Annotated in this window: 24 protein-coding genes; 9 read left to right on the forward strand and 15 right to left on the reverse strand. The window is 71.4% G+C overall.

The window, feature by feature from the left end:
* The first annotated feature begins 3 nt into the window (after positions 1–3).
* Genes ACH4K4_RS18215 through ACH4K4_RS18225 form a run of 3 tightly spaced genes read left to right on the forward strand, consistent with a single transcriptional unit; the run spans position 4 to position 3,402 of the window.
* Positions 4–708, forward strand: coding sequence for a succinate dehydrogenase cytochrome b subunit (locus tag ACH4K4_RS18215; protein WP_398168350.1), 705 nt, complete (start codon positions 4–6; stop codon positions 706–708).
* Position 709: 1 nt separating this feature from the next.
* Positions 710–2,659, forward strand: coding sequence for a fumarate reductase/succinate dehydrogenase flavoprotein subunit (locus tag ACH4K4_RS18220; protein ID WP_398168352.1), 1,950 nt, complete (start codon positions 710–712; stop codon positions 2,657–2,659).
* The gene (locus ACH4K4_RS18225) at positions 2,656–3,402 is read left to right on the forward strand and encodes a succinate dehydrogenase/fumarate reductase iron-sulfur subunit (RefSeq protein ID WP_398168353.1); all 747 of its coding nucleotides are present in this window, start codon (positions 2,656–2,658) and stop codon (positions 3,400–3,402) included. The genes ACH4K4_RS18220 and ACH4K4_RS18225 overlap by 4 nt, the downstream gene beginning before the upstream one ends.
* A 16-nt stretch (positions 3,403–3,418) precedes the next feature.
* On the opposite strand, the gene ACH4K4_RS18230 is transcribed toward ACH4K4_RS18225, so the two are convergent.
* The 10 genes from ACH4K4_RS18230 to hisD form a co-directional block, all read right to left on the reverse strand.
* A complete protein-coding gene (locus ACH4K4_RS18230) occupies positions 3,419–4,186 on the reverse strand; it encodes a peptidoglycan DD-metalloendopeptidase family protein (protein WP_398168700.1) in 768 nt (255 codons plus the stop codon).
* 152 nt (positions 4,187–4,338) lie between these two features.
* Positions 4,339–4,560 carry a hypothetical protein gene (locus ACH4K4_RS18235; RefSeq protein ID WP_398168354.1) on the reverse strand — a complete coding sequence of 74 codons (222 nt, stop codon included), beginning with the start codon at positions 4,558–4,560 and terminating at the stop codon, positions 4,339–4,341.
* A 96-nt stretch (positions 4,561–4,656) separates the two neighbouring features.
* Entirely contained in the window at positions 4,657–5,412 is a 756-nt protein-coding gene (hisF, locus tag ACH4K4_RS18240; protein WP_398168356.1) for an imidazole glycerol phosphate synthase subunit HisF, read from the reverse strand.
* Complete coding sequence (locus tag ACH4K4_RS18245) at positions 5,409–5,804, reverse strand: RidA family protein (protein ID WP_398168357.1); 396 nt, start codon at positions 5,802–5,804, stop codon at positions 5,409–5,411. Before ACH4K4_RS18245 ends, hisF begins: the two co-directional genes overlap by 4 nt.
* Complete coding sequence (gene priA / locus ACH4K4_RS18250) at positions 5,801–6,526, reverse strand: bifunctional 1-(5-phosphoribosyl)-5-((5-phosphoribosylamino)methylideneamino)imidazole-4-carboxamide isomerase/phosphoribosylanthranilate isomerase PriA (RefSeq protein WP_398168358.1); 726 nt, start codon at positions 6,524–6,526, stop codon at positions 5,801–5,803. Before priA ends, ACH4K4_RS18245 begins: the two co-directional genes overlap by 4 nt.
* A gap of 11 nt (positions 6,527–6,537) precedes the next feature.
* A complete protein-coding gene (gene hisH, locus ACH4K4_RS18255) occupies positions 6,538–7,191 on the reverse strand; it encodes an imidazole glycerol phosphate synthase subunit HisH (protein ID WP_398168359.1) in 654 nt (217 codons plus the stop codon).
* Entirely contained in the window at positions 7,182–7,346 is a 165-nt protein-coding gene (locus ACH4K4_RS18260) for a hypothetical protein (protein WP_199930901.1), read from the reverse strand. Before ACH4K4_RS18260 ends, hisH begins: the two co-directional genes overlap by 10 nt.
* Entirely contained in the window at positions 7,343–7,936 is a 594-nt protein-coding gene (gene hisB / locus ACH4K4_RS18265) for an imidazoleglycerol-phosphate dehydratase HisB (RefSeq protein WP_003984418.1), read from the reverse strand. The genes ACH4K4_RS18260 and hisB overlap by 4 nt, the downstream gene beginning before the upstream one ends.
* On the reverse strand, positions 7,933–9,048 hold the full coding sequence (locus tag ACH4K4_RS18270; RefSeq protein ID WP_398168360.1) for a histidinol-phosphate transaminase: 1,116 nt from the start codon (positions 9,046–9,048) through the stop codon (positions 7,933–7,935). The genes hisB and ACH4K4_RS18270 overlap by 4 nt, the downstream gene beginning before the upstream one ends.
* A gap of 8 nt (positions 9,049–9,056) precedes the next feature.
* Positions 9,057–10,379: a histidinol dehydrogenase gene (hisD, locus tag ACH4K4_RS18275; RefSeq protein ID WP_398168361.1), complete on the reverse strand. Its 1,323-nt coding sequence runs from the start codon at positions 10,377–10,379 to the stop codon at positions 9,057–9,059.
* 300 nt (positions 10,380–10,679) lie between these two features.
* Here hisD and ACH4K4_RS18280 point away from each other — a divergent pair, with 300 nt between their 5' ends.
* The 3 genes from ACH4K4_RS18280 (at position 10,680) to ybaK (ending at position 13,806) form a co-directional block, all read left to right on the forward strand.
* On the forward strand, positions 10,680–12,281 hold the full coding sequence (locus ACH4K4_RS18280) for an oxidoreductase (RefSeq protein ID WP_398168362.1): 1,602 nt from the start codon (positions 10,680–10,682) through the stop codon (positions 12,279–12,281).
* Between the two features lie 162 nt (positions 12,282–12,443).
* Complete coding sequence (locus tag ACH4K4_RS18285; protein ID WP_398168364.1) at positions 12,444–13,247, forward strand: LON peptidase substrate-binding domain-containing protein; 804 nt, start codon at positions 12,444–12,446, stop codon at positions 13,245–13,247.
* A 28-nt stretch (positions 13,248–13,275) separates the two neighbouring features.
* The gene (gene ybaK / locus ACH4K4_RS18290; RefSeq protein WP_398168702.1) at positions 13,276–13,806 is read left to right on the forward strand and encodes a Cys-tRNA(Pro) deacylase; all 531 of its coding nucleotides are present in this window, start codon (positions 13,276–13,278) and stop codon (positions 13,804–13,806) included.
* A 189-nt stretch (positions 13,807–13,995) separates the two neighbouring features.
* Here ybaK and ACH4K4_RS18295 read toward each other — a convergent pair whose 3' ends face one another.
* The 4 genes from ACH4K4_RS18295 to ACH4K4_RS18310 form a co-directional block, all read right to left on the reverse strand.
* Entirely contained in the window at positions 13,996–14,664 is a 669-nt protein-coding gene (locus tag ACH4K4_RS18295; RefSeq protein ID WP_398168365.1) for an ABC transporter permease, read from the reverse strand.
* A gap of 77 nt (positions 14,665–14,741) precedes the next feature.
* Positions 14,742–15,593, reverse strand: coding sequence for an ABC transporter permease (locus tag ACH4K4_RS18300; RefSeq protein ID WP_398168367.1), 852 nt, complete (start codon positions 15,591–15,593; stop codon positions 14,742–14,744).
* Positions 15,590–16,597: an ABC transporter ATP-binding protein gene (locus tag ACH4K4_RS18305; protein ID WP_398168703.1), complete on the reverse strand. Its 1,008-nt coding sequence runs from the start codon at positions 16,595–16,597 to the stop codon at positions 15,590–15,592. Before ACH4K4_RS18305 ends, ACH4K4_RS18300 begins: the two co-directional genes overlap by 4 nt.
* A gap of 106 nt (positions 16,598–16,703) precedes the next feature.
* Complete coding sequence (locus ACH4K4_RS18310) at positions 16,704–18,029, reverse strand: NYN domain-containing protein (protein ID WP_398168368.1); 1,326 nt, start codon at positions 18,027–18,029, stop codon at positions 16,704–16,706.
* Positions 18,030–18,302: 273 nt separating this feature from the next.
* Here ACH4K4_RS18310 and ACH4K4_RS18315 point away from each other — a divergent pair, with 273 nt between their 5' ends.
* Entirely contained in the window at positions 18,303–18,479 is a 177-nt protein-coding gene (locus ACH4K4_RS18315) for a hypothetical protein (protein ID WP_398168369.1), read from the forward strand.
* A gap of 187 nt (positions 18,480–18,666) precedes the next feature.
* On the opposite strand, the gene dnaE is transcribed toward ACH4K4_RS18315, so the two are convergent.
* Positions 18,667–22,209, reverse strand: coding sequence for a DNA polymerase III subunit alpha (gene dnaE, locus ACH4K4_RS18320; RefSeq protein WP_398168371.1), 3,543 nt, complete (start codon positions 22,207–22,209; stop codon positions 18,667–18,669).
* 188 nt (positions 22,210–22,397) lie between these two features.
* On the opposite strand from dnaE, the gene ACH4K4_RS18325 reads away from it, so the two are divergent.
* Together ACH4K4_RS18325 and ACH4K4_RS18330 are read left to right on the forward strand one after the other, a co-directional pair.
* A complete protein-coding gene (locus tag ACH4K4_RS18325) occupies positions 22,398–23,741 on the forward strand; it encodes a DUF2252 domain-containing protein (protein ID WP_398168372.1) in 1,344 nt (447 codons plus the stop codon).
* A gap of 84 nt (positions 23,742–23,825) precedes the next feature.
* Positions 23,826–24,485, forward strand: coding sequence for a hypothetical protein (locus ACH4K4_RS18330; protein WP_398168374.1), 660 nt, complete (start codon positions 23,826–23,828; stop codon positions 24,483–24,485).
* The last annotated feature ends 55 nt before the right edge of the window (positions 24,486–24,540 follow it).

Raw genomic sequence — 24,540 nt, forward strand, 5'->3', positions numbered from 1 at the left:
CCCATGGCACTGGACACCCGGACGGATCGGCGGCCGTCCTTCGCGGGCCTGCTGTGGCACTCGACCGTCGGCAAGAAAACCGCGATGGCGGTCAGCGGCGTGGTGATGCTGCTGTACCTGGTCGCGCACATGCTGGGCAACCTCAAGATCTTCTTCGGCTCCGACGAGTTCAACGGCTACGCGCACTGGCTGCGCACCGTCGGCGAGCCCTTCCTGCACCACGAGTGGTTCCTGTGGATCGCACGGGTGGTACTGCTGGCCGCCGTCCTCACCCACGGCGTGGCCGCCTTCCAGCTCAGCCGCCGCGACATCAAGGCGCGGCCGAGCAAGTACGTGCACAAGAAGCAGCGCACGAGCTACGCCACCCGCACCATGCGCTGGGGCGGCGTGATCCTCGCCCTCTTCATCGTCTGGCACATCCTGGACCTGACCACACTGACGGTGAACCCGCGGGCCGAGGCCGGACAGCCGTACCAGAACCTGATCGCCTCCTTCGACCGCTGGCCCGTCACCGCCCTGTACATCGTGGCGATGCTCGCCCTCGGCCTGCACGTGCGGCACGGGTTCTGGAGCGCCGCGCAGACGCTGGGCGTCGGCAGCGCCGCCCGTGACCGGGTGCTCAAGACCGTCGCCAACCTCCTCGCCCTGGTGCTGACGGCGGGCTTCGTCGCCGTACCGGTGGCCGTCGTGACCGGAGCAGTGAGCTGACATGACCTCCTACACCGAGTACGCGACCGGGGAGCCGGTCGCCGACACCAAGGCGCCCGGGGGCCCGGTCGCCGACCGCTGGGACACCCGCCGCTTCCAGGCCAAGCTGGTCAACCCGGCCAACCGCCGCAAGCACACCGTCATCGTCGTCGGCACCGGCCTGGCCGGCGGCTCGGCCGGCGCCACGCTCGCCGAACAGGGCTACCACGTGGTCCAGTTCTGCTACCAGGACTCGCCGCGCCGCGCCCACTCGATCGCCGCGCAGGGCGGCATCAACGCCGCGAAGAACTACCGCAACGACGGCGACTCCGTGCACCGCCTGTTCTACGACACCGTCAAGGGCGGCGACTTCCGGGCGCGCGAGTCCAATGTGCACCGCCTGGCGCAGATCTCCGTCGAGATCATCGACCAGTGCGTGGCCCAGGGCGTGCCCTTCGCCCGCGAGTACGGCGGCCTGCTCGACACCCGTTCCTTCGGCGGCGTCCAGGTCTCCCGTACCTTCTACGCGCGGGGCCAGACCGGGCAGCAACTGCTGCTCGGCGCCTACCAGGCACTCTCCCGCCAGATCGCCGCCGGCAACGTCGAGATGCGCCCGCGTACGGAGATGCTGGACCTGATCGTCGTGGACGGCCGGGCCCGCGGCATCGTCGCCCGCGACCTGGTCACCGGCCGGATCGACACGTACTTCGCGGACGCCGTGGTCCTCGCCTCCGGCGGCTACGGCAACGTCTTCTACCTGTCGACCAACGCCATGAACTCCAACGCCACCGCGATCTGGCGCGCCCACCGGCGCGGCGCGTACTTCGCCAACCCCTGCTTCACCCAGATCCACCCCACCTGCATCCCGCGCACCGGCGACCACCAGTCCAAGCTGACGCTGATGAGCGAGTCGCTGCGCAACGACGGCCGCATCTGGGTCCCGAAGGCCAAGGGCGACACGCGGCCGCCCGCCGAGATCCCCGAGGACGAGCGCGACTACTACCTGGAGCGGATCTACCCCTCCTTCGGCAACCTCGTCCCCCGCGACATCGCCTCCCGCGCCGCCAAGAACGTGTGCGACGAGGGGCGCGGCGTCGGCCCCGGCGGCCAGGGCGTCTACCTGGACTTCGCGGACGCCATCGCCCGGATGGGCCGCAAGGCCGTCGAGGAGAAGTACGGCAACCTCTTCGAGATGTACGAGCGGATCACCGCGGAGAACCCGTACGAGGTGCCGATGCGGATCTACCCCGCCGTGCACTACACGATGGGCGGCCTCTGGGTCGACTACGACCTCCAGACGACTGTTCCCGGCCTGTTCGCGATCGGTGAGGCCAACTTCTCCGACCACGGCGCCAACCGGCTCGGCGCGTCCGCCCTCATGCAGGGCCTCGCCGACGGCTACTTCGTCCTGCCGTCCACGATCAACGACTACCTGGCCCGCCACCCCCACCACGACGAGATCACCGCGGCCCACCCCGCCGTCCAGGAAGCCCTGGCCGAGACCGAGGACCAGCTCAACCTCCTCCTGTCCGTCGACGGCGACCGCACCCCCGACTCCTTCCACCGCGAACTCGGCGAGCTGATGTGGGAACTGTGCGGCATGGCCCGTACGGAAACCGGCCTGCGCAAGGCGCTCGACCGCATCCCGCAGATCCGCGAGGAGTTCTGGCGCCGCATCAAGGTGCCCGGCACCGGCGAGGAGTTCAACCAGTCGCTGGAGAAGGCCAACCGCATCGTCGACTACCTGGAACTGGCCGAGCTGATGTGCCTCGACGCGCTGCACCGCGCCGAGTCCTGCGGCGGCCACTTCCGCGAGGAGTCGCAGACCCCCGACGGCGAGGCCGAACGCCGCGACGAGGCGTTCTCCTACGCCGCCGCCTGGGAGTTCACCGGCACCGGCGCCGCGCCCGTCCTGCACAAGGAAGACCTGGTCTTCGAGTACGTCCACCCCACCCAGCGGAGCTACGCATGAAGCTCACCCTGCGCGTCTGGCGGCAGAAGAACACCGACGCCGACGGCGGCATGTCCACCTACGACGTGGACGGCATCTCCCCCGACATGTCCTTCCTGGAGATGCTCGACACCCTCAACGAGGAACTCATCCTCAAGGGCGACGACCCGGTCGCCTTCGACCACGACTGCCGCGAAGGCATCTGCGGCGCGTGCAGCCTCGTCATCAACGGCGACGCGCACGGCCCGGAGCGCACCACCAGCTGCCAGCTGCACATGCGGTCCTTCAAGGACGGCGACACCATCGACGTCGAACCGTGGCGCGCCGCGGCCTTCCCCGTCGTACGGGACCTGGTCGTCGACCGCTCCGCCTTCGACCGGATCATCCAGTCCGGCGGCTACGTCACCGCACCGACCGGCGCCGCACCCGAGGCACACGCCACGCCCGTACCGAAGCCGGACGCCGACTTCGCGTTCGAGCACGCCGAGTGCATCGGCTGCGGCGCGTGCGTGGCGGCCTGCCCGAACGGCTCGGCGATGCTGTTCACCTCGGCGAAGGTCAACCACCTCAATGTGCTGCCGCAGGGCGCCCCCGAGCGCGAGACCCGGGTCCTGGACATGGTGGCCACCATGGACGACGAGGGCTTCGGCGGCTGCACCCTCGCCGGCGAGTGCGCCACCGCCTGCCCGAAGGGCATCCCGCTGTTCAGCATCACCAAGATGAACCGGGAGTACGTACGGGCGGCCCGCAAAGGCAGGCGGTGACGCGAGAGGCCACCGCCTAATCGAACGCGCCGTGCCGGCGCAGCCAGGCCATCGGGTCGACCGCCGATCCGTAGTTCGGCGTGGCCCGGACCTCGAAGTGCAGATGCGGACCGGTGACGTTGCCGGTCGCGCCGGACCGCCCGATGCGCTCACCGGCGCCGACGGTGCTCCCCACGCCCACCCGGATCTGCGAGAGGTGCGCGTACTGCGTGTACGAGCCGCCGTGGTGGCGTACGACGACCTCGTACCCGTACGCGCCGCCCCAGCCGGCCTTCACGACGGTCCCGCCCCGGGCGGCGCGTACGGCGGTGCCGACGGGTACGGCGAAGTCCTGCCCGGTGTGCCCGTGCGCCCAGTGGCCGCCGCCGGCCCCGAAGCCGGCGGTGAGCGTGCCACCGCGCACGGGCCGCACGGCGTCACCGGCCGCGGCACGCACGGAGGGCCGGGCGGCGGAGCGCGAGACGTGCCGCTGTGGGGTGGCGGCCGTACCGCTCAGCTTCAGTTTCGTACCGACCTTGATCAGGTCAGGATTGCCCCCGACCGCTGCGCGATTGCTCGCGTACAGCTTGCTCCAGCCGCCCTTGACCTTCTGCTTCGCGGCGATCCCGGAGAGGCTGTCGCCGGGGGCGACGGTGTACGTGCCACCGTCCGCGGCGGAGGCGACGGAGGCGCCGACGACCGGCAGCGCCAGGGTGGCCGCCGCCGTCGAGGCGCGGGTGAGTAATCGCCCCGCACCACTGCGGCGGCGGGGGGCTCGGTGACGGCCGGTCGGGGAGAACATCATCACGGGGGCGTCCTTCCGGTGGGCATCCGGGATCCGAACGCCAGCACGGTATGGAGGCCCCGTCCATGAACACAAGCACCACGGGAGAATCGGTCAGCGGCTGTCCCGATAGGCCCGTTACGCACCCGGGTTCCGGCCCTTCGCAGTTCCGTTCACGTTCCTTTGCCGTCACTCGGCGGCAAGGCGGCCCCGGGTGAGCCGGCCTCGCCGCTGCGAGCGTGGCACATGGCGGTAAGCCTCTGCCGCCTTCTGCGCGCAACGCTTTCGCAGACGATTCCGTGCGCCAGCCGCTCGACCGACACGCCCGACTTCTCGGCTTCGGCACGCAGTTCGGTCAGTTCTTCCCCGGCGAGATCAACCGTGATCGCAGGCATGACCGCAGGCCAGGCCACCCACCAGCATGCTCGCGCCCCAGTAGTCACCACGAGTGAGCGGCCGCACGGCGTTCACCTCCGGGACGGATGACCGGCTCACCGCACCGGATGCCCCGCCCCCCGCAACGTCTCCTTGACCTCGCCGATCCGCAGATCCCCGAAGTGGAAGACGGACGCGGCCAGCACCGCGTCGGCGCCTGCTTCGACGGCGGGCGGGAAGTCGGCCAGGCGGCCCGCGCCGCCGCTGGCGATGACGGGGACCGTGACGTGCTTGCGGACGGTGGCGATCATCTCGGTGTCGTAGCCGTCCTTGGTGCCGTCCGCGTCCATGGAGTTCAGGAGGATCTCGCCGGCGCCGAGTTCCGCGGCGCGGTGGGCCCATTCGACGGCGTCGATGCCGGTGCCGCGGCGGCCGCCGTGGGTGGTGACCTCGAAGGAGCCGGTCTCGGTGCGGCGGGCGTCGACGGACAGGACCAGGACCTGGCTGCCGAAGCGTTCGGCGATCTCGCGGATCAGGTCGGGGCGGGCGATGGCGGCGGTGTTGACGCCGACCTTGTCCGCGCCGGCGCGGAGGAGTTTGTCGACGTCCTCGGGGGTGCGGACGCCGCCGCCGACCGTGAGGGGGATGAAGACCTGTTCGGCGGTGCGGCGGACCACGTCGTAGGTGGTCTCGCGGTTGCCGGAGGAGGCCGTGATGTCCAGGAAGGTCAGTTCGTCGGCGCCCTCCTGGCCGTAGATCTTGGCCATTTCGACGGGGTCGCCGGCGTCGCGGAGGTTCTGGAAGTTGACGCCCTTGACGACCCGGCCGTTGTCCACGTCCAGGCAGGGGATGACTCGGACCGCCAGGGTCATGTGTTCGTGGCCTCTCTGAATGCTTCGAGTTCGACTTCGACCAGTACGCGCGAGTCGGCGAAGCCGGAGACCACGACCAGGGTCGTGGCGGGCCGTACGGCGTCGAAGAGTTCCTTGTGGGCGCGGGCCGCCTCGTCCACGTCGCGCGCGTGGGTCAGGTACATGCGGGTACGGATGACCGACCCGGCCCCGAGCCCGAACGGCTCCAGGGCCTCCAGCGCGCTGGTGAAGGCGACCTTCGTCTGCTCGTACGGGTCGCCCTCCCCGTACAGCACGCCACCGACCAGTGGCATCGTGCCGGCGACCAGGACGCGGTCGCCGGCCGCCACGGCGCGCGCGAAGCCGATGATCTCTTCCCAGGGACTGTCGGTCTGCGCGCGCTCTATGGTCATGACGAAACGGCCTCCAATGCCTCTTCCAGGGTGAACGCCTTGGCGTAGAGCGCCTTGCCGACGATCGCGCCCTCGACGCCTTCAGGTACCAGGGTGGCGATCGCCCGGAGGTCGTCAAGGGAGGAGACGCCGCCGGAGGCGACGACGGGCTTGTCGGTCGCGGCGCAGACGCCCCGCAGCAGTTCCAGGTTGGGGCCCTGGAGCGTGCCGTCCTTGTTGATGTCGGTGACGACGTAGCGGGCGCAGCCCTCGGAGTCCAGGCGGGCCAGCGTCTCGTAGAGGTCGCCGCCGTCGCGGGTCCAGCCGCGGCCGCGCAGGGTGGTGCCGCGGACGTCCAGGCCGACCGCGATCTTGTCGCCGTGCTCGGCGATGACCTTGGCGACCCACTCGGGGGTCTCCAGGGCCGCCGTACCGAGGTTGACGCGCTTGCAGCCGGTGGCCAGCGCGGCCTCCAGGGAGGCGTCGTCGCGGATGCCGCCGGAGAGTTCGACCTTGATGTCCATGCTCCGGGCGACCTCGGCGATCTGCTTGCGGTTGTCGCCGGTGCCGAACGCCGCGTCGAGGTCGACCAGGTGCAGCCACTCGGCGCCGGACCGCTGCCAGGCCAGTGCCGCCTGCAACGGGTCGCCGTAGGACGTCTCGGAGCCGGACTCGCCGTGGACGAGGCGGACCGCCTGGCCGTCGCGGACGTCGACGGCGGGGAGGAGTTCGAGCTTGCTCATCGCGGAGGGTCCTAGAGGGTCTTGGTCCAGTTGGACAGCAGCTGGGCGCCGGCGTCGCCGGACTTCTCGGGGTGGAACTGGGTGGCCCACAGCGGACCGTTCTCGACGGCGGCCACGAACGGCTCGCCGTGGGTGGCCCAGGTGACCTTGGGCGCGCGGATGTTGGGGTTGCCGACCACCAGCTCCCAGTCGCCCACGGCGTAGGAGTGCACGAAGTAGTAGCGGGCGTCGGCGGGCAGGCCGTCGAACAGGCGCGTGCCCTCCGGCGCCTGGACGGTGTTCCAGCCCATGTGCGGGACGACGTCGGCCTTGAGGGGGCCGACCGTGCCGGGCCACTCGTCCAGCCCCTCGGTCTCCACGCCGTGCTCGATGCCGCGGGAGAAGAGGACCTGCATGCCGACGCAGATGCCCATGACCGGGCGGCCGCCGGACAGCCGGCGGCCGATGACCCAGTCGCCGCGGGCCTCGCGCAGGCCCTTCATGCAGGCGGCGAAGGCGCCGACGCCGGGGACCAGCAGCCCGTCGGCGTTCATGGCCTTGTCGTAGTCACCGGTGATCTCCACGTCGGCGCCGACGTGGGCGAGGGCGCGCTCGGCGGAGCGGACGTTGCCGAAGCCGTAGTCGAAGACGACGACCTTCTTCGCGGGCGCGGTGCTCAATTCCACACCTCCAGCCGCAGGATGCCGGCGACCAGGCACATGGCCGAGCCGATGCCCAGCAGGACGAGCACGCTCTTGCCCATCCCCTGCTTCCAGAAGGAGTAGAGGCCGCCGAGCAGGAAGAGGCCGAGGACGATGAAGACGGTGGACAGGCCGTTCACAGCGCTCCCTTGGTGGAGGGGAGGATGCCGGCGGCGCGCGGGTCGCGTTCGCTGGCGTAGCGCAGCGCGCGGGCCAGCGCCTTGAACTGGCACTCCACGATGTGGTGGGCGTTGCGCCCGTACGGGACGTGGACGTGCAGGGCGATCTGCGCCTGCGCGACGAAGGACTCCAGGATGTGCCGGGTCATCGTCGTGTCGTACGTGCCGATCATCGGCGCGATGTTCTCCGGCTCGGTGTGCACCAGGTAGGGGCGCCCGGAGAGGTCGACGGTCACCTGGGCCAGCGACTCGTCCAGCGGGACGGTGCAGTTGCCGAAGCGGTAGATGCCGACCTTGTCGCCGAGGGCCTGCTTGAAGGCGGCACCCAGTGCGAGGGCGGTGTCCTCGATGGTGTGGTGGGTGTCGATGTGCAGGTCGCCGTCGGTCTTGACCTTGAGGTCGAAGAGGCCGTGCCGGCCGAGCTGGTCGAGCATGTGGTCGTAGAAGCCGACGCCTGTCGACACATCGACCTGCCCTGTGCCGTCGAGATCGATCTCGACCAGCACCGAGGTCTCCTTCGTGGTGCGCTCCACGCGCCCAACGCGGTTCATCGGTTCTCCTTCAGTACTGCACGGACCGCGTCGAGGAACGCGTCGTTCTCGGCCGGGGTTCCCGCGGTGACCCGCAGCCAGCCCGGTACTCCGTTGTCACGGACCAGGACGCCCTGGTCGAGGATGGCCTGCCAGACCGCGTGCTGGTCGTCGAACCTGCCGAACTGGACGAAGTTGGCGTCGGAGTCGACCACCTCGCAGCCGGCCGCGCGCAGCTCGTCCACCAGCCGGTCGCGCTCGGCCTTGAGCTGCTCGACGTACTTCAGGAGCGTGTCGGTGTGCTCCAGCGCCGCGAGCGCGGTGGCCTGGGTGACGGACGAGAGGTGGTACGGCAGGCGGACGAGCTGGACGGCGTCGACCACGGCCGGGTCGGCGGCCAGGTAGCCCAGGCGCAGCCCGGCGGCGCCGAACGCCTTGGACATGGTGCGCGAGACGACCAGGTTCGGCCGGCCCTCGATCAGCGGGAGCAGCGAGGGGCGGTGGCTGAACTCGCCGTACGCCTCGTCCACGACGACCAGCGCGCCGCCGGTCCCGGCGCGGGCGGCCTGCGCGGCCTCGTAGAGCGCGAGAACCGTTTCGGCGGCGACGGCGGTGCCGGTGGGGTTGTTGGGCGAGCAGACGAAGACCACGTCGGGCCGCTGCTCGCCGATGGCCGCCACGGCGGCCTCGACGTCGATGGTGAAGTCGTCGTTGCGCGGCCCGGAGATCCAGCCGGTGCCGGTGCCGCGGGAGATCAGGCCGTGCATCGAGTACGAGGGCTCGAAGCCGATGGCGGTGCGGCCGGGCCCGCCGAAGGTCTGCAGCAGCTGCTGGATGACCTCGTTGGAGCCGTTGGCGGCCCAGACGTTGGCCATCGTGACCTCGTGGCCGCCGGTGCGCGTCAGGTAGGCGGCCAGTTCGGTGCGCAGCTCGACCGCGTCCCGGTCGGGGTAGCGGTTCAGCTCGCGCGCGGCCTCGGTGACCCGCTCGGCGATGCGCTTCACCAGCGGCTCCGGCAGCGGGTACGGGTTCTCGTTGGTGTTCAGGCGTACGGGGACGTCCAGCTGCGGCGCGCCGTACGGGGACTTGCCGCGCAGCTCGTCCCGGACGGGGAGGTCGTCGATCTTCGTCACGTGCTCGCTCACTTGCCCTGCGGGATCTTCCAGTCGAACCTGGCCTTCAGCGCGGCGCCGTGGGCCGGGAGGTCCTCGGCCTCGGCGAGGGTCACCACATGGTGGGCGACCTCGGCCAGCGCGTCGCGGCTGTAGTCCACGACGTGGATGCCGCGCAGGAACGACTGGACGGACAGGCCCGAGGAGTGGCAGGCGCAGCCGCCGGTGGGCAGGACGTGGTTGGAGCCGGCGCAGTAGTCGCCGAGCGAGACGGGCGCGTACGGGCCGACGAAGATCGCGCCGGCGTTGCGGACCCGGGCGGCGACCGCGGACGCGTCGGCGGTCTGGATCTCCAGGTGCTCGGCGCCGTACGCGTCGACGACCTTGAGGCCCTCGTCCACGCCGTCCACCAGCACGATCGCGGACTGGCGGCCGGCCAGCGCGGTGCTGATCCGCTCGGTGTGCCTGGTGGCGGCCACCTGGGTCTTCAGCTCGGTCTCGACGGCGGCGGCCAGTTCGGCCGAGTCGGTGACCAGGACGGCGGCGGCGAGCGTGTCGTGCTCGGCCTGGCTGATCAGGTCGGCGGCGACGTGCGCGGCGTCGGCGGTGTCGTCCGCGAGCACCGCGATCTCGGTGGGACCGGCCTCCGCGTCGATGCCGATGCGGCCCTTGAGCAGGCGCTTGGCGGCGGCGACGTAGATGTTGCCGGGGCCGGTGACCAGGTTGACCGGGCGGCACTCCGCGGTGCCGTACGCGAACATGGCGATCGCCTGGGCGCCGCCGGCCGCGTACACCTCGTCCACGCCCAGCAGGGCGCAGGCGGCGAGGATCGTCGGGTGCGGCAGGCCGCCGAACTCCGCCTGCGGCGGGGAGGTGACGGCGACGCCTTCGACGCCGGCCTCCTGCGCGGGGATCACGTTCATGACGACGGAGGACGGGTAAACCGCCAGGCCACCGGGTACATACAGGCCGACGCGCTCGACCGGGACCCAGCGCTCGGTGACCGTGCCACCGGGGACGACCTTGGTGGTGACGTCCGTGCGGCGCTGTTCGCGGTGGACGATCCGGGCGCGCCGGATCGACTCCTCCAGGGCGGCCCGCACGGCCGGGTCCAGCTCAGCGAGCGCGCGCTCCAGCGCCTCGGCGGGCACGCGTACGCGCTCGATGGCGACACCGTCGAACCGATGGGCGTACTCGATCAGCGCGGCCGTCCCACGATGGCGCACGTCCTCGCAGATGGGCCGCACCTTCTCCAGGGCGGCTTCCACGTCGAACTCGGCACGGGGCAGCAGGTCGCGCAGGGCGCCGCCCTCGGGGAGGGCGTCACCGCGCAGATCGATTCGGGAGATCACCCCTCCAGTGTCTCAGACCCGTTCCCGGGCCCGAGCGCCCGTACCAGTCGGTGATACACAGCACCGGGACCGCGTAACGCCTGATGCGGCCGGTGCTCCTGGGACGCCGGGCGACCGTCTCGATTTGACCCTCACCGCCCGTGTTCGCGCGGTGACACAGCGGGAAAGGGGCCCGTACGGGCGTACGGGGAGACGAGCCGGACGTACGAGAACGGACGTACGGAAACCGCTGGACGCGGGCACCGCGCACGCGGGACCGTACGGACCCGCTCGGGGGAGCGGGGAAAGGGGGAAAGCACGGTGACCACGCCGGAGGAGGGCGACGCGCCCGCGGAGCTGCGGCTGAACCCTGCCGAGTGGAGCATGTGGCAGGCGTTCCGCAACGGCAGCACCTGCGACCTGCGCACCGGCGATCCGGCCAGGGACGACCCGCACGGGCAGGTCCGGTGGGGCCCGGAGCGGCGGGTGCGCGCCCGGATCGTGGCGCTCCTGCTGCTGGAGGGGCCGCCCGCGCAGCCCGGCCGGGTGTCCGCGCTGAAACTCGCGGGGGCGTACATCACCGACACTCTCGACCTTGCGGGCGGCACGATCAAGCCATTCGTGGAGCTGCGCGACTGCCGCTTCCAGAACGAGGTCGTGCTGCCCGAGAGCCGCTTCACCACGCTGCGGATGGTCGGCTGCGCGATACCCCGGGTGGAGGCGGCCCGGCTCCAGACCGAGGGCGACCTGCACCTGCCGCGCTGCGTCGTACGCTCCGGCATCCGGCTGACCGACGCGCACATCGGCACGGACCTGCTGCTCAACCAGACGGTGGTGCACAAGGACCGGCAGGGCAGGTCGGTGATGGCCGACGGGCTCACCGTCGCGCAGGACCTCCAGGCCGAGATGATGGAGTCCTACGGCGAGCTGTCGCTGCGCGGCGCGACGATCGGCGTGTCGCTGAGCCTGCGCGGCAGCCGGCTGAGCAACCCGTACGGGCGCCGGGCCCTGAACGCCCCCCAGATGACGGTCGAGCGCACGCTGTACCTGACCGGCGCCGGCCTGGCCAGCTCGCCCTTCTCCAGCGCGGCCACGCCCCCGTACGGCATCGCCCACACGCCCACCCGCGGCACCCGCTTGCAGCGCTTCGAGTGCGAGGGCGGGATGCGGCTGGACGACGGGCGGTTCGGCGACGCCGTCGACTTCGAGCAGGCGCGCTTCATCATGGAGGCCGACCAGGAGCTGTCGCTGCGCCGCATCCAGACCCCGGAGCTGCGCTTCCTGGGCGAGCGGCCGCAGCGCGGGCGCGTCATCCTCTCCGGCGCGCGGGTCGTCAACCTGGTGGACAAGGCGGCGAGCTGGCCGGGGCTCGGCGGCCTGTGGATGGCGGGCTTCAACTACGAGACGCTCATCCCGCGCGGGCACTTCCCGCTGTCGCGGCGGCTGGAGTGGGTGGCCGCCGCGACGCCGGAGTACGCGCCGGAGCCGTACGAGATGCTGGCCACCGCCCTGCGCGGCAGCGGCGAGGACTCCGACGCGCGCGAGGTGCTGCTGGCCAAGCAGCGGCGGCGCCGCGAGACGCTGCCGCTGGCCGCCAAGCTGTGGGGCATCCTCCAGGACTGGACGGTGGCGTACGGCTACCGGCCCGGGCGGGCCGCGGTGTGGATGGCGATCCTGTGGGCGCTCGGCACGGCCTACTTCGCCGGGTCCCCGCCGCCGGCCCTCAAACCCAACGAGGCGCCGCCCTGGAACCCGTACCTCTACTCCCTCGACCTCCTGCTGCCGGTGATCGACCTGAACCAGGACACCTTCTGGAAACCGGTCGGCGGGGCGCAGTGGGTGGCCGCGGTCATGATCCTGGCGGGCTGGGTCCTGGCGACGACGGTCGCGGCGGGTGCCTCGCGGCTGCTGCGCAGGCAGTAGGAGCACGAGGGGGCGCGAGCCGCCGTCCGAGCTACCGGACGGCGGACGGGCCCCGGCGGCCGTGCCGGGCGGCCCCACGAGGCGGGCCGCCGCCCCCGCACGGCCCTGTGGATCACGGCCCGGGAACCACTCCCGCCTCCACAGGCTCTAGGCTTACGGGCTGTGACCTCCGTGCGCCTACCGCTCTTCCCGCTGAACTCGGTGTTGTTCCCGGGACTCGTCCTCCCGCTCAACGTCTTCGAGGCGCGGTACCGGGCGATGATGCGCGACCTCCTCGCCCTGCCCGAAGACGAACGCCGCTTCGGGGTCGTCGCGATCCGCGACGGCCGCGAGGTCGCGCCCTCCGCACCCGGCCTGCCGGACGCCACGGCGCTGCCGGCCGCCGGCCCCGCAGCGGGCTTCGGCACCGACCCGGCCAGCGCCTTCCACACGGTGGGCTGCGTGGCGGACGCGGCCACCATCCGCGAGAAGAGCGGCTCCGCCCCCACGCCCGACGAGGACGCCGAGGCGGCACCGCCCGCGGCCGCCCCCGGGCCCGGCACCTCCGGTTACGAGGTGCTGGCCACCGGCACCACCCGCTTCAAGCTGCTGTCGGTGGACGCCTCGGGCCCGTACCTGATGGGCGAGGTGGAGGAGCTGGAGGAGACCGAGGGCGAGGGCGCCGGCGCGCTGGCCTCCGGCGTCGTACGGGCCTTCCGCACCTACCAGAAGCGGCTGGCCTGGGCGAACGAGCGCACCCTGGCCGGCGGGCAGGAGCTGCCGGCCGAGCCGTCGGTGCTGTCCTACCTGGTGGCGGCCGCCGCCGTACTCGACATCCCCGCCAAGCAGCGGCTCCTGGAGGCGCCGGACACCGCGGCGCGGCTCACGCAGGAGCTGAAACTGCTTCGCCAGGAGACCGCGGTGATCGGTAAGCTCCCGTCGCTGCCCGCGGTGGACCTGACCCGGCACCCCACCAGCCCCAACTGACCCCGTGACGAGCCGAGGCCCGACGACCTTGTCCAAGAAGCCGAAGCAGACCAGACAGCAGAAGAACGGTAAGCAGCCGGCCGGCGCGGGCGGCACACCGGCGACGGTGGCGCTCACCGAGGCGGGCGTGGACTTCACCCTGCACGCCTACGAGCACGACCCGGCCGCCGCCTCCTACGGCGAGGAAGCCGCCGAAGCGCTCGGTGTCTCCCCCGACCAGGTCTTCAAGACGCTCCTCGCGGAGGTGGACGGCGCCCTGACCGTCGCCGTGGTCCCGGTCTCCGGCTCCCTCGACCTCAAGGCCCTGGCGGCCGCGGCCGGCGGCAAGCGCGCCGCGATGGCCGACCCGGCCGCGGCGGAACGCAGCACCGGCTACGTACGCGGCGGCATCTCGCCGCTCGGCCAGCGCAAGCGGCTCCGTACGGTCATCGACGCGTCGGCCGCCGCGCACCGGACGGTCTGCGTCTCGGCCGGACGCCGCGGCCTGGAGGTCGAGCTGGCCCCCGACGACCTCCGGCAGCTCACCCAGGCGACGCTCGCGGCGATCGCACGAGGCTGAGTCCGGCGCAGGGGCTTTACGGCTCGCGGTTCCTCCGCTACGACCCGTAGGGGAGGTACGCCATGTCGAAGAAGACCCGTAAGCGGAAGTGGCGCATCAAGAAGGGCAAGGCCAACCACGGACGGCGCCCCGCCTGACCGGCCGGCGCGGGCCCGGGGCCACTGGCACCGGGCCCGGCCGGCAGGACCGTCAGCCGTCCGACGGCGGCGCCGGCTGCGGCGCCACCCACTCCGGCTCCGGCGGCTCCGGGTCGCGCGGCCCGAAGAGGCCGGTCAGGAACAAGTGCGTGATCATGGCGGCGACCGGCCAGGCGAGCAGCGCGCCCTTCGCGTGCAGACGCAGCGGCCCGTCGAAGACCACGCCCTTGCCGGCCTCGGCGGCATGCGCGGCCAGATCCGACGTCGGGCCCAGCCAGATCCCCAGCCGCCACGCCACCACGGACCCGAGCAGCCCGCCGACCACCAGCGCCACCACCAGCGGAATGCCGCCGGCCCTGCGGAGCACGAAAGCCGCCGCCGCGCACAGCACACCGAAACCGAGCGCCAGCAGGACGAACGTGCCGTCCCCGCCGATCGCCTCCTCGCCCTCGGTGTTCTTGAGGTAGACATTGCCGCTGCCGTCGCCGACCAGCGGCACGTGCGGCGCCAGCCACGCCCACAGGAGGCCCAGCAGCGCACCGCACACCGTCACCACGATCGCGATCAGCGCCGCTTCCAGCAGCTCACGGCGGAGTGCGGCCCGGTCCTGCACGGCTGACCCCTCGGTGGTCGGGTCGGCGGACGCCCCCGCGGGCTCGGCCCAGGGGTTGTACGTACGCTCGGGCGGTTGGTTGTCGTGCGGCGTCTGCGGTGCGGTCACCCCGTCATCGTGCCAGGTAGGGGCCGCGCCGCCGTCGGCAGGACGGCGGCCTGGCCGATTCTCTCCCGCCGGCCCCGTCACCGTACGGCCGCCCGGCGGTACGCCCAGGTCGCCACGGCCAGCGACAGCACGCCGACAGCCGCACAGACCCCCAGGTCGGCGACGACCGCCAGCCAGTCGGTACGGGCGTCGAACCCGCGCGCCAGCGCCTCGACCCCATAGGTCGACGGCAGCAGATCACGCGCGTACGAGATCGGCGCGGGCAGCCGGCCGGCCGGCAGCACGCCCAGCAGCAGCGCCGCCGACATACCCAACTGGCCGCACAACGTGGCCAGTTCCGGACGCGGCGCGAGCAGCCCCAGCGCCGCGCCGAGCCCGGCCAGCGCGGCACCGGCCAACGGGATCACCGCGACCAGCACCCACAGGTTCCCCATCGGCAACTGGAACAGCAGACAGCCGGTCACCGCCGTGACCACCGTGCCGGGCGCCGTGAACGACGCGTACGCGGCGGCCGCGCCGAGCACCACGGCGGCAGGCGGCACCGGCAGCGTGGCGTAGTGGTCGAGACCGCCGCTCGCCCGCAGCTGCCCGAAGTACTGGGCCAGCAGGTTCAGCGCCACGAACGCCACCACCAGCACACTGGAACCCGCCACCACGGCCCGCGCGGCGTCGCCCCCGTCCACCACCCCCCGCATCAGGACCATGATCCCGACCGACTGGAAGGTGGCCACGAACAGCAGCGGGATACGCGCGACCCTGGCCCGCGACAGCTGGGCCCGGTACACGGCGACGAGCGCCGGCAGCAGACGCGCACGGGGAGCCAGCGGCGCCACCGGCATCCCCTCGCCCTCCGGCCGCGCCCGTACGGCATCCTCCGGTCCTGCCGCGGCCCGCGCCACCGCCTCCGCTTCCGCGGGAACCACACTCACGCCTTCACCAAGCCTTCCTCCGTACGGCCCCCCAGCGCGAGATACACATCTTCCAGGCTCGGCGTCGCGAGCGTGAAGTCGTCCAGCGCGGCGAAGGCCGGCCCCGCCGTCACAGCGGCCACCGCCTCCCGCGCCCGGTCCGGCGGCAGCCGCAGCGTCCAGCGCCGCCCGGACATCCGCGCGCCCTCCCCCAGCGCCGCGACCTCGGGCACGTCCAGCGGCGCCCGCTCCCGCCACACCAGCTCCAGCCGGACCTCCTCGCCCACCAGGTCCTTCAGCCCACCGGGCGTGTCACAGGCGATGACCCGGCCCCGGTCGATCACCGCGACCCGGTCCAGCACACTCTCCGCCTCGATCACGTTGTGCGTCACCAGCACCACGGTGGCGCCACGCTCCGCCCTGCGGCGGTCCACGGCCGCCCACACCGCGCGGCGCGCCACGGGGTCCATACCGGTGGTCGGCTCGTCCAGCACCAGCAGCGGACGCTCGCCGACCAGCACCGCCGCAAAGCACGCAAGACGGCGCTGCCCACCCGAAAGCCGCTTGAGCGGACGCCCGGCGATGTCCCCGAGCCCCAGCTCCGCCACGACCGCGTCCCGCTCCGCACGCGCCTCCCGCGCCGCGAGCCCGCGCAGCCGCCCGGTCGTCTCCACGGCCAGCGCGACCGTCATCTCGTCCAGCGCGCTCGACTCCTGCCCGAGGTACCCGAGCAGGCGCGAAGCGCGCTCCGGGTACCGGACGAGGTCGTGGCCCAGCACCGTCACACTGCCGGAATCCGGCCGCAGCAGCCCCGTGAGCTGCCGCACCAGCGTCGACTTACCGGCACCGTTGGGCCCGAGCAGCCCGAAAATCTCTCCACGCCGTACGTCCAGACTGATCCCGTCACTGGCCCGCACGGCCGGCGCTCCCGCCGTTCCCCGTCGCCCGCGCACCGCGGGGTACGTCTTGACCAGGTCCCGCACGGCACACACCATCTCGCCGCGCTCCACCCGCTTCGCGCCCATCCTCACGAACAACGAGCGTACGCGCTTGCGCGGGGGTCGTTGCGGTCGGCCCTCTGGAGCCCGCAACGAAACCAGCCGCGCCCCCGCGCGAAGCGCAAAATCCCGGCTACTCCGACGCCACCGCATGCTCCGCAGCCGTACGCACATCCACCTCGCGCCAGAACCCGGCGCGAATCGCATAACGATCGTGTTCGTCGATCTGATCGTCCTTATGGGCGAGCAGCCCGAAACGCGCCGCATAGCGCAACAGCTCGCCGTCGATCCGGTGCGGAATACGGGGGTATTCCGTGGAGATCTGCTGGAGGTGCGCCGCGTCGGACAGCCGTTCCGTCCAGCGGCGGGCAAAGACCTGGCCGACCTCGAAGGGATCACCGCTGACGGCCGTGATGTCCTCTTCGCGGTCCGCCCAGCGCTGCTCCGCGCTGGTCAGCTGGGCGAGCGTCGGCAGGGACGCGGTTTCCGGCGGTTCCCCCACGGGGCCGCCCCGCTCGACCCACCCCTTGTCGGAGGACCAGCGCAGCGTCGCGCTGGGCACGGGGACGGGGGACGGCGACGGCTGCCCGCCCCGGTTCAGGTCGGCCAGGTCCTTCGGCGTGGGAACGGCGGGCGCGCCCTTGCCGCCCGTCCCGGCCCCCTCGCCCCCGCCACCGCGTTCAGCGGCGGCCGCAGCGGCCGCCGACCGGGAGCACGCCCCCGAGCCCCCCGCCCGCTCCGCGGGCAAGGGCCGCGCCGTACCGTTCGTACCGTTGGTATTGCTGTGCTCGCGGGCCCCGGCCCGCTCCGCCGCCCGTTCCGCCGCGACAGCGGCTTCCGGCAGCGGGGCGGAGAGGATCGCGGCGATCTCCGGCCGGGGTACGGGCGGCGGCGCGCAGGGGCCGCCGAGTTCTTTCAGCCGTACGGCCCGGGTGATCCAGGCCCGGTCCAGCACCCGCCGTTCGTCGGCCTCGGCGACCAGGTCCTCGGACTGGTTGTAGTCGCCGTCGGCGGCCTGGACGGCCCACAAGTGGACGGCGACGCCGTGCTCCTTGGCCGACATGAGGCCGGGCAGGAGGTCGCCGTCGCCGGTGACGAGCACGATGTCGGAGCAGGCGCGGTTGCGGGCGAGTTCGGTCAACTCCGCGTGCATGGCGGCGTCGACGCCTTTCTGGGCCCAGCGGCCGTCGCTGCGGGTGAGGGCGCCGAGCCGTACGGTGACCCGGGACATCACGCGCAGCCGGCGATGCTCGGGCTGCGGTACGCGGTCGGGCGCGCCGTCGAACCAGTAGATGCGGAGCAACGGCCGTTCCGTGTCGGCCTCGGCGCGCTGCCGCAGCCCCTGGATGAGCGCGGCGTGATCAACAGTGATCCGGGACCGGGTGGGCTCTCCGGCGAGCAGGCTCGCGGCGGCGCCCAGCAGATACCCGGCGTCCACCAGGACGACGCAGCGGTCCACGTTCCACCCTCTTTCCTGAGGTGCTGAAGTCGGACGCCCCCCGGCTCGGCCTGTGGCACGAGGTTTTCCTTCGGCTTTCCTTCGAGTCTGCCCGACCGTGCGGGGGTTAACTGCCCGAACTCGATCATCGGCGTGGCGGATTCGGCGCGTTCGCCGAACACACCACATGACACGCCGCGTTACTCACGGTAATTGCCCGAAATGCGCGCTTCAATGACGCATGTAAGCCTGGTCACGGCCCCGATCCCAGGATCCCCCTCAGGAGGCACGATCATGGCCAAGAACAAGAATCGCGACCGTAATCAACCACAGAAGGGCGCTCAGACGACCGAGCGCAACCGCCAGGACGCCGCCAAGTCGGCGATGGAGGCCCAGACGTCGGCCCAGCCCATCGAGGCGACCCCGAGCGACGTGGCCCGTAAGCACCAGCGCCGCTTCGGTCACAACTGACCGCCGCCGCACAGCATTAGAGGGGCGCATCCGGCTGGGATGCGCCCCTCTTGCGTCTACGTGCGCCGCCTACGGCGACGTCCGGTCCGCGCCGTGCCTGTCGCCCGTTCGGGGACATAAGTTGCGCCGCCGTACAAAGTCGGAAAAGCGTGCCGGGGGCGCGCCCGGCACCGGTCGCCGCTCGGGCTCAGCCCGCCAGGCAGGAGGGGCCCAGCAGGACCTTCAGGTCGCCGAAGAGCGACGGGTCCGGCGTCACCCGGTGCCGGTCCAGCCGGAGCACCGTGGTCTTGCGCGCTCCCTGGAGCTTGATCCGCACCTCGGTCGAGCCGCGGTGGCTGGTCAGCACCTCGCCCAGCTTCTCGACGAGCGGCGGGGTGACCTTGACCGTGGGGATCGTGATCGTCACGGGGGCGTTGGCGCCGGCCTCCGAGAGGTCGGGGACCATCATCTCCATGGCGACCAGCCGGGGGATGTCCTCGCGCTTGTCCAGGCGGCCCTTGACGAAGACGACGGTGTCCTCGACGAGTTGGGTGGACACCAGCTGGTAGGTCGCGGGGAAGAACATGCACTCGATGGAGCCGGCCAGGTCCTCCACGGTGGCGATGGCCCAGGCGTTGCCCTGCTTGGTCATCTTGCGCTGGAGGCCGGAGATGATGCCGCCGATGGTCACGATCGAGCCGTCGGAGTAGTCGCCGCCGGTCAGCTGGGAGATCGCCGCGTCCGCCTTGTCGGACAGCACGTGCTCCAGGCCGAAAAGGGGGTGGTCGGAGACGTACAGGCCGAGCATCTCGCGCTCCTGCGCGAGCAGGTACGTCTTGTCCCACTCGATGTCGGAGAACTCGACGTCCAGACCGAAGCCGGGGCCGTCGTCGGGGCTGTCGTCGCCCATGCCGCCGAAGAGGTCGAACTGTCCCTCGGCCTCCTTGCGCTTGACCTGCACCACGTTGTCGATCATGGCTTCGTAGTGCGCGGTCAGGCCCTTGCGGGTGTGTCCCATCTCGTCGAAGGCGCCCGCCTTGATCAGGGACTCGGTGGTGCGCTTGTTGCAGACGACCGCGTCGACCTTGTCGAGGTAGTCGGGGAAGGAGGCGTACTTCCCCTTGGCCTTGCGGCAGCGGATGATCGAATCGACGACGTTCTGGCCGACGTTGCGCACGGCGGTGAGGCCGAAGAGGATCACGTCGTCACCCTGGGCGGCGAAGTTCGCCAGGGACTCGTTCACGTTCGGCGGCAGGACCTTGATGCCCATGCGGCGGCACTCGTTCAGGTAGACCGCCGACTTGTCCTTGTCGTCGCGCACCGAGGTGAGCAGCGCGGACATGTATTCCGCGGGGTAGTTCGCCTTGAGGTAGGCGGTCCAGTACGTGACGAGGCCGTACGCGGAGGAGTGCGCCTTGTTGAACGCGTAGCCGGCGAACGGGACCAGGACGTCCCACAGGGCCTGGATCGCCTCGTCGCTGAAGCCGTTCTTCCGGGCACCGGCCTGGAAGAGGACGAAGTTCTTCTCCAGCTCCTCGGGCTTCTTCTTGCCCATCACGCGGCGCAGGACATCCGCCTCGCCGAGGGAGTACCCGGCGACGATCTGGGCGGCCTTCTGGACCTGCTCCTGGTAGACGATCAGGCCGTAGGTCAGGCCCAGGACCTCCTTGAGCGGCTCCTCCAGCTCCTTGTGGATCGGGGTGATCTCCTGGCGGCCGTTCTTGCGCTCGGCGTAGTTGATGTGGGAGTTCATGCCCATCGGACCCGGGCGGTACAGGGCCGATACGGCGGAAATGTCCTCGAAGTTGTCGGGCTGCATCTGGCGCAGCAGCGAACGCATCGGGCCGCCGTCGAACTGGAAGACGCCGAGGGTGTCACCGCGGCAGAGCAGCTCATAGGTCTTGGGGTCGTCCAGCGGGAGCTCCAGGAGCTCCAGCTTCTTGCCCTTGTTGGCCTCCACCATCTTGACGGCGTCATCCATGATGGTGAGGTTGCGCAGGCCCAGGAAGTCCATCTTGAGCAGGCCGAGCGACTCGCACTGCGGGTAGTCCCACTGCGTGATGGTCACGCCGTCGGTGTGCCGCGTCCACAGCGGGGCGTGGTCGACGATCGGCTCGCTGGACATGATCACGCCGGCCGCGTGCACACCCATCTGCCGGACCAGGCCCTCCACACCCTTGGCGGTGTCGATGACCTTCTTCACGTCCGGCTCGTTCTCGTACATCCCCCGGATCTCGCCGGCCTCGCTGTAACGGGGGTGCGTGGGGTCGGTGATGCCCGAGAGGTCGATGCCCTTGCCGAGGACGTCGGCGGGCATGGCCTTGGTGAGGCGGTCGCCCATGGCGTACGGGTAGCCCAGGACACGGGCCGAGTCCTTGATCGCGTTCTTGGCCTTGATCTTGCCGTACGTACCGATCATGGCGACCTTGTCGGCGCCGTACTTCTCCGTCACGTACCTGATCACTTCGACGCGCCTGCGCTCGTCGAAGTCGATGTCGACATCGGGCATGGAGACGCGCTCGGGGTTGAGGAACCGCTCGAAGATCAGTCCGTGGGTGATCGGGTCGAGGTCGGTGATGCCCATGGCGTACGCGACGATCGAGCCGGCCGCGGAGCCTCGGCCCGGGCCCACCGCGATGCCGTTGTTCTTCGCCCACATGATGAAGTCCGCGACCACGAGGAAGTACCCCGGGAACCCCATCTGCAGGATGATGTCCATCTCGTACTCGGCCTGCCGCTGCCGGTCCTCGGGGACCCCGTCGGGGTAACGGCGGGCCATGCCGCGCCGGACCTCCTCCTTGAACCACGTGACCTCGGTGTAGCCCTCCGGGATGTCGAACTTCGGCATGAGGTCGCGCTTCTCGAACATGCCGGTGGTGTCGATCTGCTCGGCGACCAGGAGGGTGTTGCGGCAGCCCTCCTGCCAGGCGTCCGAGGAGTCGATGGCGTACATCTCGTCCGTGGACTTGAGGTAGTAGCCGGTGCCGTCGAACCGGAAGCGGTCGGGGTCCGAGAGGTTCTTGCCGGTCTGGATGCACAGCAGGGCGTCGTGGGCGCTCGCCTCGTGCGCGTAGGTGTAGTGGGAGTCGTTGGTGACCAGCGGCGGGATGCCGAGCTTCTTGCCGATCTCCAGCAGGCCGTCGCGGACCCGGCGCTCGATCTCGATGCCGTGGTCCATCAGCTCCAGGAAGTAGCGGTCCTTGCCGAAGATGTCCTGGTATTCGGAGGCGGCCTTCAGGGCCTCGTCGAACTGGCCGAGGCGCAGCCGGGTCTGCAGCTCACCGGAGGGGCAGCCGGTGGAGGCGATCAGGCCCTCGGACCACTGGGAGATCGTCTCCTTGTCCATCCGGGGCCACTTCTGCAGCCAGCCTTCCTTGTACGCGTCGGAGGAGAGCTTGAAGAGGTTGTGCAGGCCGGTGCTGTTCGCCGCCCAGATCGTCTTGTGCGTGTAACCACCGGAACCGGAGACGTCGTCGCGCTTCTGGTGCGGCTGGCCCCACTGGATCTTGCGCTTGGTGCGCCGCGACTCGGGCGCCACGTACGCCTCGATGCCGATGATCGGCGTCACACCGGCCTTCTGGGCGGAGTGGAAGAAGTCGTAGGCGCCGTGGAGGTTGCCGTGGTCGGACATGGCGATGTGCGTCATCCCCATCTCCTTGCACGCTTCGAACATGTCCTTCAGCCGCGCGGCACCGTCCAGCAGCGAGTACTGGGTGTGCACGTGCAGATGCGTGAAGGGCGGCTTGGCCACGGCGGACGACCTCCGGGGAAGGTAGCGGAGAGGGACGGGACGGTCTCGAAGTCTACGACCCTCCACTGACAACGAGCGGGGGCGGAGCGGGGTGGGGCCGGCCACCGGGCGGGCACTCGTGAGTAGCCTCAGCCGTTGTACGAGATGGCACACCCGTCTGAATCATCCGCCCCAGGAGGCACCCCGCGATGTCGTCCCAGCACGTCCCGGCGCCGGACGCCGCTCAGCGCGGCGAGGAGATCCTCGCCGTCTTCGACACCGCCTTCGGAGAGCTGCTCGCCGCCGACCCGGCGGCCTTCCGGGTGAAGTTCCGGAAGATGGCCGCCTCCGCCTTCGCCTTCTACCGGGGCACGGCCTGCCTCTTCTACCACGACCTCCAGGCGCGCGGCGACGGCCCCGAGGGCGGCCCGTACGTGGACGAGCGCACGGGCCAGGTGTGGATCCACGGCGATCTGCACGCGGAGAACTTCGGCACGTACATGGACGCCACCGGCCGGCTGATCTTCAACGTCAACGACTTCGACGAGGCGTACGTCGGCCCCTTCACCTGGGACCTCAAGCGCTTCGCCGCCTCCGTCGCCCTGATCGGCTACGCCAAGGCGCTCAGCGACGAGCAGATCGGCGAGCTGGTGGGGATCTACGCCACCGCCTACCGCGAGCGGATCCACGCCCTGGCCACCGGCGCCAAGGACGACGACGTGCCGCCGTTCACGCTGGACACCGCCGACGGGCCGCTGCTGGGCGCGCTGCGCATGGCCCGCTCGCTGACCCGCTTCGGCCTGCTGGAGTCGATGACGGAGATCCGCGACTTCGAGCGCCGCTTCGCCGCGGGCGGCGGCACGGTCGAGCTGGACGCCGCGACCCGCTACAAGGTCCTGGCGGCCTTCGACGGCTATCTGGAGACGCTGCCCGAGTCCAGCCTGACCCGCCCGGACTCCTACCGCGTCAAGGACGTGGTGGGGCGCCGCGGCATCGGGATCGGCTCGGCCGGCCTGCCCTCGTACAACATCCTGCTGGAGGGCAACAGCGACGCCCTGGAGAACGACGTCGTCATCTACATGAAGCAGGCGCAGACCCCGGCGGTGTCGCGGCACATCACCGACCCGCGGGTGCGCGGCTACTTCCGGCACGAGGGGCACCGCACGGTGATCTCGCAGCGCGCCCTCCAGGACCACGCCGACCCGTGGCTGGGCTGGACCGAGCTGGACGGCGCCGGGCAGCTCGTCGCCGAGATCTCCCCGTACGCGGTCGACCTGGACTGGTCGGACATCGACGACCCGGCCGAGATCGCGGCGGTCGTCGCGGACCTGGGCCGGGCGACCGCGGCGATGCACGCCGCAGCGGACGACGAGAGCGGCCACTCGCTGGTGCCGTTCTCCACCGAGCGCGCCATCGACGCGGCCATCGCCGCCGACGAGGACGGCTTCGCCCGGCTCCTGGTGGACTTCGCCCACGCGTACGGGGCCCGGGCCCGCGCCGACCACCAGATCTTCGTGGACCTCTTCCGCAACGGCCGGATCCCCGGCCTGTGAGCCGGGTCACCGGGTGAGGGCCAAGGGGCGCGAGTTCGCGCCCCTTAGCCCCCACTGACACCGGGGCGTGGCAGACTCGCTGCAATGGACATCTCGGCGGCACACCTGCGGGCACTGCGCGCAGCGCTCTTCACGGCGCTGTGCGTGACGCTGTCCGCCGCGGGCCATGTGCTGCTGTCCCGGATGCCGCTGCCGCTGACCACCGTCGCCGTCCTCTCGGCCGCCGTCTTCACGGTGTCGTACGCGCTGGCCGGCCGCGAGCGCGGCTTCTGGCGTATCGCCGCGCTGCTCGTCCCGCTGGAGCTGGCGGCCGACACGGTCTTCAGCGCCGGCCAGCACGCCTGCTACGGACGCGCCGGCGGCCCGGTCACCGGCCCGCTGCGGTCCCTGGGTGTGGACCTGCTGTGCGGCGGCGGCAACGTCGGCGCCCCGCTGGCGCACCTTTCCGGCAGCGACCCGGCGCCCGTCTCGACGTGGCTGCTGCTGCTCGCCGCGCATGTCGCGACCGGGCTGCTCGCGGCGGCCTGGCTGCGGCGGGGCGAGGCGGCGCTGGCCCAGCTGATGGGGGCCGCGACCGCGTTCGCGTTCCGGCCGCTGCTGCTGGCGGTGGCGATGGTCCGGGCGCTGCCAGCGCCGCACCCCCGGCCCGCGCGGCCCGCCCGGACCGAGCCGGTCCCCCGGGCCGTCCCCTTGCTCGTGCACTGCGTCGTACGGCGTGGCCCGCCCTGCTCCCTCGCCGCGTAGGCCCCCGGCCCGCGGCTTCCGGACAGGCAGCCATTCCTCTTTCCCACGGAGCAGA

This window comes from Streptomyces sp. NPDC017529, assembly GCF_044329785.1.
Taxonomy (GTDB): Bacteria; Actinomycetota; Actinomycetes; order Streptomycetales; family Streptomycetaceae; genus Streptomyces.

Bases quoted from the DNA above. Each gene is read 5' to 3' on its own strand.
- ACH4K4_RS18225 (WP_398168353.1), top strand. From the start codon at position 2,656: ATGAAGCTCACCCTGCGCGTCTGGCGGCAGAAGAACACCGACGCCGAC.
- ACH4K4_RS18325 (WP_398168372.1), top strand. From the start codon at position 22,398: ATGTCGTCCCAGCACGTCCCGGCGCCGGACGCCGCTCAGCGCGGCGAG.
- priA (WP_398168358.1), bottom strand. From the start codon at position 6,526: ATGAGCAAGCTCGAACTCCTCCCCGCCGTCGACGTCCGCGACGGCCAG.
- ACH4K4_RS18305 (WP_398168703.1), bottom strand. From the start codon at position 16,597: ATGGGCGCGAAGCGGGTGGAGCGCGGCGAGATGGTGTGTGCCGTGCGG.
- ACH4K4_RS18230 (WP_398168700.1), bottom strand. From the start codon at position 4,186: ATGATGTTCTCCCCGACCGGCCGTCACCGAGCCCCCCGCCGCCGCAGT.
- ACH4K4_RS18330 (WP_398168374.1), top strand. From the start codon at position 23,826: ATGGACATCTCGGCGGCACACCTGCGGGCACTGCGCGCAGCGCTCTTC.
- ACH4K4_RS18315 (WP_398168369.1), top strand. From the start codon at position 18,303: ATGGCCAAGAACAAGAATCGCGACCGTAATCAACCACAGAAGGGCGCT.
- hisB (WP_003984418.1), bottom strand. From the start codon at position 7,936: ATGAACCGCGTTGGGCGCGTGGAGCGCACCACGAAGGAGACCTCGGTG.
- ACH4K4_RS18215 (WP_398168350.1), top strand. From the start codon at position 4: ATGGCACTGGACACCCGGACGGATCGGCGGCCGTCCTTCGCGGGCCTG.
- ACH4K4_RS18220 (WP_398168352.1), top strand. From the start codon at position 710: ATGACCTCCTACACCGAGTACGCGACCGGGGAGCCGGTCGCCGACACC.
- hisF (WP_398168356.1), bottom strand. From the start codon at position 5,412: ATGACCCTGGCGGTCCGAGTCATCCCCTGCCTGGACGTGGACAACGGC.
- ACH4K4_RS18235 (WP_398168354.1), bottom strand. From the start codon at position 4,560: ATGCCTGCGATCACGGTTGATCTCGCCGGGGAAGAACTGACCGAACTG.
- ACH4K4_RS18245 (WP_398168357.1), bottom strand. From the start codon at position 5,804: ATGACCATAGAGCGCGCGCAGACCGACAGTCCCTGGGAAGAGATCATC.